At 39.0% G+C, this 10077-nt stretch carries 9 protein-coding genes; all 9 read right to left on the bottom strand.

All coding sequences use genetic code 11. The features are described 5' to 3' along the window. Nucleotides 1-416: 416 nt before the first annotated feature. The 9 genes from ACW2QC_RS19865 to putP all read right to left on the bottom strand — a co-directional run bounded on the left by ACW2QC_RS19865 (nt 417) and on the right by putP (nt 9946). The gene (locus ACW2QC_RS19865; protein ID WP_457545664.1) at nt 417-734 is read right to left on the bottom strand and encodes a type II toxin-antitoxin system RelE/ParE family toxin; all 318 of its coding nucleotides are present in this window, start codon (nt 732-734) and stop codon (nt 417-419) included. Continuing rightward, nucleotides 731-1036: a type II toxin-antitoxin system RelB/DinJ family antitoxin gene (locus ACW2QC_RS19860; RefSeq protein ID WP_457545663.1), complete on the bottom strand. Its 306-nt coding sequence runs from the start codon at nt 1034-1036 to the stop codon at nt 731-733. The genes ACW2QC_RS19865 and ACW2QC_RS19860 overlap by 4 nt, the downstream gene beginning before the upstream one ends. 626 nt (nt 1037-1662) lie before the next feature. Then, nucleotides 1663-3039, bottom strand: coding sequence for a 23S rRNA (uracil(1939)-C(5))-methyltransferase RlmD (gene rlmD, locus ACW2QC_RS19855; RefSeq protein WP_457545662.1), 1377 nt, complete (start codon nt 3037-3039; stop codon nt 1663-1665). Nucleotides 3040-3210: 171 nt separating this feature from the next. Beyond that, nucleotides 3211-3783, bottom strand: coding sequence for a Uma2 family endonuclease (locus tag ACW2QC_RS19850; protein WP_457545661.1), 573 nt, complete (start codon nt 3781-3783; stop codon nt 3211-3213). Between the two features lie 93 nt (nt 3784-3876). Beyond that, nucleotides 3877-4785: a diacylglycerol kinase gene (locus ACW2QC_RS19845; RefSeq protein ID WP_457545660.1), complete on the bottom strand. Its 909-nt coding sequence runs from the start codon at nt 4783-4785 to the stop codon at nt 3877-3879. 252 nt (nt 4786-5037) lie between these two features. After that, on the bottom strand, nt 5038-6468 hold the full coding sequence (gene gatB / locus ACW2QC_RS19840; protein ID WP_457545659.1) for an Asp-tRNA(Asn)/Glu-tRNA(Gln) amidotransferase subunit GatB: 1431 nt from the start codon (nt 6466-6468) through the stop codon (nt 5038-5040). Continuing rightward, on the bottom strand, nt 6468-7940 hold the full coding sequence (gatA, locus tag ACW2QC_RS19835; RefSeq protein ID WP_457545658.1) for an Asp-tRNA(Asn)/Glu-tRNA(Gln) amidotransferase subunit GatA: 1473 nt from the start codon (nt 7938-7940) through the stop codon (nt 6468-6470). Before gatA ends, gatB begins: the two co-directional genes overlap by 1 nt. 12 nt (nt 7941-7952) lie before the next feature. Then, complete coding sequence (gatC, locus tag ACW2QC_RS19830) at nt 7953-8243, bottom strand: Asp-tRNA(Asn)/Glu-tRNA(Gln) amidotransferase subunit GatC (protein WP_457545657.1); 291 nt, start codon at nt 8241-8243, stop codon at nt 7953-7955. 182 nt (nt 8244-8425) lie between these two features. Beyond that, nucleotides 8426-9946, bottom strand: a complete 1521-nt coding sequence (putP, locus tag ACW2QC_RS19825; protein ID WP_457545656.1) for a sodium/proline symporter PutP — start codon at nt 9944-9946, stop codon at nt 8426-8428. Between the last annotated feature and the right edge of the window lie 131 nt (nt 9947-10077).

Here is a 10077-nt window from a genome sequence, read left to right as displayed (position 1 = left end):
TTAAAAAAACGCCATTCATGAACTATCATGAAATGACGTTTTAAAACTAATTTATTTAATGTTTTATAGGGCTAGTGCCGAACAGATTTCATATTACAGTGCTTTTTACAAGTTTTCCAATCATTTTTCTGTTGTGTTCCCACACTCCAGATCAATTACCACCGAAATAGTAATGTGATCTTTCAGTACCTTATTTCTAGTTTTTGCACCATCTTCTACAAACACGAAATGCTTGTAAAAGTGCTTGAAACTAAGGATTTCTATATAGTTTGCCGTTGTAGCAACACTATAGTCTCCACATGATTCGTCCTGCTAAACATATCGATCAGTTGTACTTGTTTCATTTCGTATCCACCTTATTCTAAAATCTCCATGTCTCTTGTTAATGTTAAAGGATTACGGGATATATAACACAGTCAAGTATGACCTAAACGCTTTGAAATATCACTAGCACTATACAGTACATTTGTAATAATTACCCGATCTTCTCTTATATGGAAAAATACCGAAAAGTTATCAACCGGGATCTGCCTAAGTCCCAACGAGCGTTCTTGTTCCGACTCCATTAACTTCACACGTTCTGGAAATGTATCAAGAGTCTCGATTGTATCTGCTATTCTGTTATACTGTCCCATAGCCACTTCCGGTGCCTGTATCTGCTTTGCAATATAAAGATAAATTTTCTCCATATCGGAAAGTGCATTGTCAGTGATCAAAATCTTATATTTCTTCATTCATGTATCTTCCGAAATCTTTGAAAGGCAACGAGTGCATCCTGTACATTACCTTTTTCGATATCGTCATAACCTTCCTTTAACTTTTCATGAATTTCATTCGTTGTCATCATATCGGAGTTTATGGAAGCTGGCACTTTCGGCAATGCTACTGCAAAAGGGATTCCCCCAGTCATTGAAATCTGTTTTAGGTAAATATCTATTGCTGTTGACATTGGTATACCAAGTTGCGATAAAACCTCTTCAGCCCTTTTTTTCACACCCGGATTAACTCTTAAATTTAAAGTCGTCGTTTTTTCCATGTGTATCATCTCCTTCAAATATAATTGTAACGCTTTATTCGTTACAATTCAATTTACTCTTTTGATAAACTATTCGTTCCTTTACCAACCCGATCACCTAATCTGCAAAACTGCACACGTTTTAAAATGAAGTTTTGGCCCAGTTTCTCTCCTTTTCTCAAACCTTTATTTCACAGGAGTTGTCTGGTCCTTCTTGGGCTTTAGACAAATCCAGAAATAAGGATTAAGGATAAAGGGAAAATAAAAACACTTACAGTTGTTGTAGGGTTTGTGAAAAGAAGTAGATTATATTAGCCTTAAAATTATTGGATTCATGACAATCTAGAATCGTTTTAGTGAAAGTCTTTTCTATAACAGCTCCCACAACTTGTTTCTAAAGAATAATTCGCATTGTTAAAGAATTGATATTATATGGTATCCCCGTATAAATAAATACGACAATTGTAAATTTCCCGCAATTGTCGTATTTACTATTTATTTACATTCATTTGTATTTCTTGTATTCCCACACCCCAGATCAATTACCACCGAAACAGTAATGTGATCTTTCAGCACCTTATTTCTAGTTTTCTCACCTTCCCCTACAAAAACAAAATGCTTATAAAAGTGCTTAAAACTAAGGATTTCTATATAGTTTGACGTTGTAGCAACGTTATAGTCTCCACATGCCCCGTCATCGGAAACATATCTACCGGTTGCACTTCTTGTGTCTTAAACCCTCCATCTTCTAGTATCCGTAAATCCCTTGCCAGTGTGCTTGGGTTACACGACACGTACACAATCCGCTTCGGCCGCATATCCAGCATCGCTTTCAATAGTTCCTCGTCACAGCCTTTACGCGGCGGATCGACTACAATCACATCAGGATCAAGCCCCTGCGCTTTCCACCATGGCATAATCTTTTCCGCTTCACCGACGACAAACTCCGCATTAGTCATTCCATTTAAATTGGCATTCTTCTTCGCATCACTGATCGCTTCTGGGACAACCTCTACTCCATAAACTTTCTTCGCCTGCTGTGCCAAAAACAGTGAAATCGTTCCAATCCCACAATACGCATCGATTACGGTATCATGACCATCAATTTGCGCATATTCTAGTGCTTTATCATACAACATTTTAGTTTGCACCGGATTTACTTGATAAAATGACTTCGCTGAGATAGCAAATGTCAGGTCACCAATCCGATCATAAATATATTCCTCGCCCCACAGCAGTTTTGTCTTTCTACCCAAAATGACATTCGTTCTCTTTTCATTAATATTTTGCATAATGGATTTGATGTTTGGAAAGGTCTCTGTTAATTCCTTAGTCAATACATCTTGATTCGGAAGTTTTTCCGTCCTTGTTACTAATACAACCATGATTTCGTTCGTAGCGTGGCCTGTCCGCACCATAATATGTCTTAACACCCCGCTATGCGATTGCTCATTATAGGCCTTGATGCCAAGTCGGTTCGCAATACTTCTAACCGCCTTAACAACCTCATTGATTACGTCATTATGGGTGACACATGTTTCTGTATTCTCCATAATACGGTGGCTGCGTTTCTGATAAAATCCGGTTATCAGTTCTCCATCCTTTTCTCCAACAGGAATTTGTACTTTATTCCGGTAATGCAATGGATCATCCATACCGATAATAGGGTGTATTGGTACATCTTCCAAATGCGCTATTTTTTTCATCGCATTTTTTACTTGATTCTGTTTCATCTCTAGCTGCAGCTTATAACTCATATGCTGAAGTCCACAACCATTACAATCAGTATCACACGCAGGTTCAACTCGCTCGGGGCTTTCTTTTACCAATTCAAGCAATTTACCGAATCCAAAGTTCTTATTTACCTTTACTACCTTCACCTTTGCTTCTTCATCAGGTAATGCATTCGGGACAAACAATGGATAGCCATTGATTTTGCCAACACCATTCCCTTCATGCGTCAAATCTTCAAATTTAAGTGTTATGATTTCATTTTTCTTCACTGGTGCCGTCTGTTTGGCCATTATTATCTTCCTTTACGTTCATTTATTCTCATTACTATCTTATCATATCCGGTCTATTCATTTTCTAAAAACATAACTGGTATCTAGATTCCCCAAAGTAGGCTACTTACTTTTATCCATCAAAAAAGCCACATAACATCTGTAAGTCATGCAGCCATTAACATTACCGATTTATTTTCCAAAAACCAGTTCGAGATCAATAACCAAATCATCAAAAATTGATACTTGTACTTGATCATCATCCGAGTATAGATCCGGTCTTCCGTAGCGCAAATTTTCTTGAAGGGTATAAACACTAACAATTATTTCCAGGGGTTCGATAATCCAATATTCTTTAACACCAGCTTGCTCGTATTTATTAAACTTTTTAATCTTATCTATTCTAGCAGTAGACGGTGAAGTAATTTCTACAATCATGTCCGGACTTCCTTTACAACCTATATCATCTAACCTTGATCTATCACATACAATCGTAATATCTGGCTCAAAGACATTGCCCTTATCTGCCTCATTATTGTTGTCATCTTCAAGATCTAATAACACGTGGAATGGCGCTGGATAAACCTCACACTCTTTTCCAACCAAAAAATTTGCAATTTGACGATGTAATTCCGATTGTACTTTTTGATGAATTCTAGAAGGCGCTGCATGTAAATATGGTGTCCCATCAATAATCTCCGCTCTTACATCCTCGGGCCACGATAAATAGTCAGCATACGTATATATCCGATCATCTTTTGGCAACGACAAAGTAATCACCTCAGATTCAAATATTTATTATCTTCATTATATCATGGAAACTACAGCTAACAAGACTTAAAAAATGACCGCCCATAATCAGCAGTCATTCTTCTCAACAAATTCTTCTGGAACGAACAATTCCACATGTTGTTTTAAATTGGTAAACTCACCTGGCAACAAACCGCCAAATTCACCGTCAATGTTCAATTGCATCTTTTCGGCTGTTTCGACTTTAATATGCTTTGCTTTCGTGTAAATAACATTTTTATGGTCAAGGTGTGCACCTCTTAAGGCCAACGTTGCAATGCGAATAAACTCTGCCAAGTTCGTCCTTTTCAAGATTATCACATCAAAATAGCCATCATCGAGTTTGGCGGTTGGAGCAAGTTTTTCAAAGCCGCCAATCGAATTCGTATTGGAAACTAAAAAAAGCATAATATCGTCTTCCAATACTTCACCATCATACTCTATTTTCACGCTTGTTGGTTTCAGTGACGGAAGCATTTCAATACCCTTCATGTAATACGCAAGCTGTCCAAGCATGGTTTTTAATTTGCTTGGTACCTCATACGTTAACTCGGTAAGCTTTCCCCCGCCAGCGATATTGATAAAATAATGTTCATTAACTTTACCAATATCTAGTGGCATGGCATGATCATCTAAAATAATGTCGACAGCTTTCATGATGTTGCGGGGAATAGATAATGCACGTGCGAAATCATTTGTTGTCCCGACAGGTATGATACCTAGTTTAGGACGGTAATCCTGTTCTGCCAATCCATTAACTACTTCATTAATTGTTCCATCCCCACCTGCTGCAACAACCACATCATAGCGTCTCTCAACAGCTATCTTTGCCGCTTCAATCGCATCCCCTTCACAGGTTGTTGCATGTGCAGAAGTTTCATACCCAGCGATTTCAAACCGCTCTAGTACATTTGCTAATTCTTTTTTAAATGCCTCGCGTCCAGATGTAGGATTATAAATGATTCTTGCTCGTTTCATTATATCCCCCTCCTATTCACATCAACAAATTATATATGTCCATTCACTCAATATTTTTTGTCCAAAGACTATCATAGACCTTTTTCCCATTTTTGAAAAGTCTATTTAAAAATTAGCGGACATAATTCGACTGATCTCGTTGCTTGGAATGAATGTCCCGGAAGATATAACAGTAGAACTCCATACCATTATTTACTAGCAAAAAATGAACCATCCCAAAAGCATTTGCCCCTGGAATGGCCATATCACTATTTATCTCTTGTCCATTTCTTCCTTAAGAATCTTATTAACCATTGGTGGATTTGCTTGTCCTTTTGTTTGCTTCATCACTTGTCCAACTAGAAAGCCAAGTGCGCGATCCTTACCATTTTTATAATCAATAATCGATTGTTCATTCACATCTAGAATTCCGGTGATAATTTCCTTTAGTTGACCTTCGTCGGAAATTTGTACAAGTCCCTTTTCTTTGACAATTTTTTCAGGATCTCCGCCTTTATCAACTAATTCGGCAAATACTTTTTTAGCAATTTTAGATGAAATCGTTCCATCCTCAATCAGCTTAATCATTTTGCCAAGTGATTCTGGAGTAAGCGCAAGATCATGCAGTTCTTTCAAATGTTTGTTCATGTACCCGGATATTTCACCCATCAACCAGTTGGATGCTTGCTTCACATCAGCTCCATGTTCCACAGTCGCTTCAAAAAAGTCGGCCATTTCCTTTGATCCTGTTAAATTGGAGGCATCGTACTCAGATAAGCCAAGTTCCTCGATGAAACGTTTCTTACGCGCATCTGGAAGCTCCGGAATTTGACTGCGAATTCGCTCTTTCCAGGCATCATCAATATACAATGGGACTAGATCAGGCTCAGGGAAATAACGATAGTCATCTGATCCTTCTTTAACACGCATTAGGATTGTTTCTTTCGTCTTTTCATCATAACGACGTGTTTCTTGTAAAATTTCTCCACCTGAAAGCAATTCTTTTTCTTGTCGTTTTTCCTCGAATTCAAGTCCTTTTTGCACATAAGCAAACGAGTTCAGGTTTTTCAGCTCTGTCTTAACACCGAATTCATCTTGACCAATTGGGCGAATCGATAAGTTAGCATCACAACGTAACGAACCTTCTTCCATCTTACAATCGGAAACACCCGTATATTGGATAATATTTTTCAACTTTTCCAGATAAGCATATGCCTCTTCTGGAGAGCGCATATCTGGTTCAGAGACGATCTCGATTAATGGTGTGCCTTGACGGTTAAAATCGACTAGTGAGTACCCATCATCACCATGTGTCAATTTACCTGCGTCCTCTTCTATATGCAGTCGAGTAATCCCGATCCGTTTCTTTTTCCCACCTACTTCAATTTCAATCCAACCATGCTCCCCTATCGGTTTATCAAACTGGGAAATTTGATATGCCTTAGGGTTGTCCGGATAAAAGTAGTTCTTACGGTCGAATTTAGTGTCTGTTGCGATTTCGCAATTTAGAGCCATTGCTGCTTTCATCGCAAAGTTAACTGCTTCTTCGTTTAAAACTGGTAATACACCTGGATAGCCCAGATCAATCGGGTTGACATTTGAGTTTGGTTCCGCACCAAATGCATTCGGGCTGGGACTAAAAATTTTCGAATCCGTTTTTAACTCCACGTGTACTTCAAGTCCAATAATTGTTTCAAAGTTCATTATTTTGCACCCCCTAATTGAGGTCGTTTCGTGTGGTGATCTGTTGCTTGTTCAAAAGCATGTGCAGTCCGGTAAACAGTACCCTCATCAAAGTTCTTTCCAATAATTTGCAGACCATATGGCAAGCCATTTTCCGAAAGCCCGCATGGCACCGAAATAGCTGGTACACCTGCTAAGTTAACCGGGATTGTTAAAATATCATTTGCATACATTGTTAGTGGATCTTCCACTTTCTCACCAATTTTAAATGCTGGTGTTGGCGTAGTTGGCCCAATAACTACATCATAATCCGCAAATATTTTGTCAAAGTCATTTTTAATTAAGGTACGAACTTTTTGCGCCTTTTTATAAAAAGCATCGTAATACCCTGATGATAATGCATACGTTCCAAGCATAATCCGGCGTTTAACCTCTTCACCAAAACCTTCGCTGCGAGACATTTTGAACATATCCAGCATATCTTTCGCATTTTCTGAACGTACACCATAGCGCACACCATCAAACCGTGCTAAATTGGCAGATGCCTCTGATGATGCAATAATATAATAGGAAGCGACTGCGTATTTGGAGTGTGGTAAGGAAACTTCTTCCCACTCAGCCCCAAGTGATTCGTAAACTTGAAGTGCGTCCATTACGGATTGTTTCACTTCTTCGGAAACACCTTCACCTAGATATTCTTTTGGAACTGCAATTTTCAAGCCTTTAACATTACCTGTTAAAGATTCTGTAAATGCTGGAACGTCAACATTTGCGCTTGTCGAATCCATTTTATCCTGACCGGAAATAACTTCAAGAACACGCGCATTATCTTCAACATTTCTTGTAATTGGTCCAATTTGATCAAGTGATGAAGCAAATGCAACAAGCCCAAAACGTGACACACGGCCATAAGTAGGCTTCAATCCAACAACACCACAAAACGCAGCAGGTTGACGGATCGATCCACCAGTATCAGATCCTAATGAAAATAACACTTCTCCAGCTGCAACAGAAGCAGCCGATCCACCACTTGACCCACCTGGAACATAGTCGGTATTCCAAGGATTTCGCGTTGGAGCAAAGCTTGAATTTTCATTTGATGACCCCATTGCGAACTCGTCCATGTTTAACTTCCCGATTGTAATTGCCTTCGCTTCATTTAACTTGTCAATCACCGTTGCATTGTATAATGGATCGTCAAAGTTTTTAAGAAATTGACTTCCACATGTCGTACGTAAAGCTTTAGTAACGATATTATCCTTGATACCGCTTGGCATGCCAAATAAAGGGTGGCTCGCAAAATCAGTTGATTCATTTTCTAACGCTTTTGCATGATTGCGTGCATTTTCTTCGTCTAATGTTAAAAATGCTTGTACCTGATCGTCCACTTCTTGTATTCGCTTGTACGATGTATCCACTAAATCATTTACTGTGATTTCCTTATTATGTAGCTTTTGTTCCAATTCTTTGATACTGTAATCAAACAATGACATGTATTTCCCTCCCTACTCCAAAATCGAAGGCACACGGAAGTAGTCACCTTTTTTGTCAGGCGCGTTTTTCAGTGCATCTTCTTGTGTTATCCAATCTTTAGGTTCATCTTTACGCAGGACATTTTTTAAATCTAAAACGTGTGTTGTCGGCTCTACACCCGTTGTATCCAGTTCATTTAATTGTTCTGCATATTCAAGAATCGAACTCAATTGCTTCGTAAATCGCTCTGCTTCTTCATCCGTTATTGCAAGCCTTGCCAAATTAGCAACATGCTTTACCTGTTCTGTTGAAATATCCGCCATTATTACACCTCCATAAAGTGAAACTTCATTCATTAGCTGCCCGTTTAGGCGGGTCAAAAAACTCTTACAATACTATTGATAATAGCAGAATTAGCCAGCCATTAGCAACTAATCGGGGATTTTAAACAATAAAAAACACCCCCCATCTAAATTAAAGTGAGGAGTGTTTGTTGAAGCGCTTGTTATTCCTCCATTTTCGCAACGGCCTGATCAAATTCTGCTTCAATTTCAGCTGATGGTTTTTCCAACAAACTAACGACAACCGCAACAATTAAGTTAAACAAGAAACCCGGAAGAATTTCATACAAATCAAAGATTCCGCCTGACAAAAATCCGCCCCAGATGATAACGGTTATAGCACCGACGATAATTCCTGCCAATGCACCATTACGCGTTGTCTTTTTCCAAAATAACGATAGTAAAATGATTGGCCCAAATGCAGCACCAAATCCAGCCCAGGCATAACTTACTAGTTCGAGTACAGAGCTATCTGGATTTAAGGCAAGCAGTGCGGCAATTATAGCAATTACTAATGTCGCAATACGGCCAACCCATACCAATTCTTTATCAGTGGCTTCTCTGCGGAAAATCGCCTTGTAAAAATCTTCTGCTACCGCTGATGACGATACCAATAATTGTGAGTCAATGGTACTCATAATCGCTGATAAAATAGCAGCAAGAAGAACGCCAGCTACAATTGGATTAAATAAAATTTGTGAAAAGGCAATAAATATTTTTTCCGGATCGGCTAGCATCTGCAAACCATTTTCGGTTACAACATCAATTCCAAACTTTCCTAGGACAGATACATCCTGTGTACTAATAAATGCGAGTCCGACAAATCCGGTAAAGATTGCCCCATATAAGCCCAAAATCATCCAAGTTGTACCAATAAAACGAGCTTTCTTTACATCTTTAGGTGATCGAAGTGCCATAAAACGAACGATAATGTGTGGTTGCCCAAAATAGCCTAACCCCCAGGCAACAGATGAAATAATTGCTAACAGTCCAACACCCTCTACCATATTAAGATGAGATGGATCGATTTCACCAACCGCTTGAACCGCTGCATTCCATCCACCCATTTCGTTTAGTGCAACGATCGGTACAACAATTAGGGCTAAAAACATGAGAATACCTTGGAAAAAGTCTGTCCATGCAACAGCCAAGAATCCCCCTAAAAGTGTGTAGGATACAACAACGATCGTCCCAATCCATAGTGCCGAATGATAGGATAAGCCAAACGAAGCTTCAAACAACTTTGCACCAGCAACCATCCCGGAAGATGTATAAAAGGTAAAGAACAACAGAATAACCAATGCAGAAATCACGCGAAGAACATGCGATTTATCTCGAAAACGATTTTCTAAAAAGTCCGGAACAGTAATAGAATCGTTTGATACCTCTGTATAAACCCGTAACCGCTTTGCAACAAATTGCCAGTTCAAATATGCCCCAGTTGCCAGGCCAATTGCCATCCATGCTTCCGACAAACCTGAAGCATAAATTGCCCCAGGCAGACCAAGCAATAGCCATCCACTCATATCCGAAGCGCCAGCACTTAATGCGGCAACACCCGGGCCAAGCTTACGTCCCCCTAGCACATAGTCAGATAAATCATTCGTCATACGATACATGATAATACCAATAACAAGCATTCCAATTAAATAAACAATAAACGTAATAAGCGTTTCCATTTCCATGAACGAATCACTTCCTCTCGGTGAATAAAGTTATAATCGACAGTAAAATTAAGATCGGCATCGGAACAAATATCCAAAACCATGTGATACCGGCAATTGCATATTCGGCTTCCTGCATTCGTTATCACCCC

It is taken from the genome of Virgibacillus sp. FSP13, from assembly GCF_054048505.1.
This window is presented reverse-complemented; position numbering and strand designations above follow the sequence as displayed.